Consider the following 2,121-nt stretch of genomic DNA (forward strand, 5'->3'; position numbering starts at 1 on the left):
CACCAACCGCTCACCCACCAACTCCACCGAACCCGCGTCATACAAATCCGTCGCATACTCGATCGTGATGTCCAACCCACCCGGCCGACCATCACAGTTACGACGCTCCGCGAACGAGAACGTCAGATCGAACTTGGCGATCTCCACCTTCGAGAACTCGTACTCCGCTTCCAGCCCCGGAAGTTCGGGGGCATCGGCGGACATGTCGCCGACGGTGAGCATGACCTGGAAGAGGGGGTGCCGGGCGGTGGTGCGCTCGGGGTTCAGTACCTCTACGAGCCGGTCGAAGGGCAGGTCCTGGTGGCTCCAGGCGGCGAGGTCGGTCTCCCGGACCCGGGTCAGCAGCTCACGGAAGCTCGGATCGCCGCTGGTGTCGGTGCGCAGGACGAGGGTGTTGACGAAGAAGCCGACCAGGTCGTCCAGGGCCGGGTCGGTGCGCCCCGCGACGGGTGAACCGAGCGGAATGTCGTGCCCGGCACCGGAACGCGACAGCAGCGTCGACACCGCGGCCTGGGCCACCATGAACAGGGTGGAGCCGGTGTCCTGGGCCAGCGAGGTGAGCGAGTCGTGCAGGTCGGCCGGGCAGTGCACGGTGTGCGTGGTGCCCCGGTTGGACGCGGTGGCCGGCCTGGGCCGGTCGGCCGGGAGCGTCGCCTCCTCCGGGAGATCCGCCAGCGCATCGCGCCAGTAGTCGAGTTGGCGTTCCTCGTCGCTACCCAGGAGCCGTTGTTGCCAGAGGGAGTAGTCGGCGTACTGGACCGGCAGCGGCTCCCACGCGGGGGCGGTGCCCTCGGTGCGGGCCTCGTAGGCGGTGGCCAGGTCGCGGAAGAGTGGTCCGTTGGACCAGCCGTCGGAGGCGATGTGGTGGATGACCACCAGCAGGATGTGTTCCTGCTCGCCGACCGAGAGCAGATGCGTGCGGACCGGCGGCTGGACGGCCAGGTCGAAGGTGGCCGAGGAGAGGTCGGCCAGTCGTGCGGTGAGTTCCTCCTCGGTGGTGGTGATCAGGGGGAGGTCGATGGGGCTCGGGGGCAGGATGTGCTGGTGGGGGGTGCCCTCGTGGGTGGGGAAGACGGTCCGCAGGCCCTCGTGACGGGTGGTGAGGTCGGTGAGGGCGGACTGGAGTGCCTGGTGGTCGAGTCGGCCCTTGAGCCGCAGGGCGAGCGGGATGTTGTAGGTGGCGGACGGGCCCTCCATCTGGTCGAGGAACCACAGCCGCTGCTGCGCGGAGGAGAGCGGGACGATCTCCGGCCGCTCCCCGGCCATCAGTGCCGGCCGGGGCAGCTCGCCGCTGCCTGCGCTGACGCACTCGGAGAGGGCGAGCACCGTCGGGTTCCGGAACAGGTCCTTCACCCCGAGCTGGACCCCGAACGCCCGCCGGATGCGGCTGATCAGGCGGGTGCCCAGCACCGAGTGGCCGCCCCGGTGGAAGAAGTGATCGTCGATGGTGACCGACGGCAGTCCGAGAACGGCCGCGAAGAGGCCGCAGAGCACCTCTTCCTGCGGTGTGCGCGGGGCGCGCCCGTTGGTGGCGTGGGACACCTGGGGTGCGGGCAGGGCACGTCGGTCGACCTTGCCGTTGGTGGTGAGGGGGATCTCGTCCAGGACGACGAAGGCGGACGGGACCATGTACTCGGGCAGGGCGTCCGAGACATGACCGCGCAGCTCGGCCACATCGATCCGGGTGCCCTCGGCTGCGACGAGGTAGGCGACGAGCCGCTTGTCGCCGGGCCGGTCCTCCCGGACCACGACCGTCGCCTGACCCACACCCGCACGGGCGGTCAACGCGCTCTCGACCTCGCCGAGTTCGATGCGGAAGCCGCGGAGCTTGACCTGCTGATCGGCGCGGCCGAGGTATTCGAGCGAGCCTTCGAGGTTCCAGCGGACCAGGTCACCCGTGCGGTACATCCGCGCGCCGCCCCGACCGTACGGGTCCGCGACAAAGCGTTCCGCCGTCATGTCCGGCCGGCCGAGGTAGCCACGGGCGAGACCTGCACCGGCGATGTACAGCTCGCCGGGGGTGCCGGGCGGCACCAGCCGCAGCCCCTCGTCCAGAACGTAGACCCGGTGGTTGTCCAGGGGCTCACCGATCGGGATCGCACCCGCGTAGTCCAACGGACG

The 2,121-nt window shown here is 70.0% G+C and carries 1 protein-coding gene; it reads right to left on the reverse strand.

Annotated elements, in window-relative coordinates; genetic code table 11:
- Positions 1 to 2,121: condensation domain-containing protein (locus tag ABZY11_RS44085; RefSeq protein ID WP_356484560.1), on the reverse strand; the 2,121-nt coding region annotated here is incomplete at both ends.

This window comes from Streptomyces sp. NPDC006510, from assembly GCF_040611955.1.
Lineage (GTDB): Bacteria > Actinomycetota > Actinomycetes > Streptomycetales > Streptomycetaceae > Streptomyces.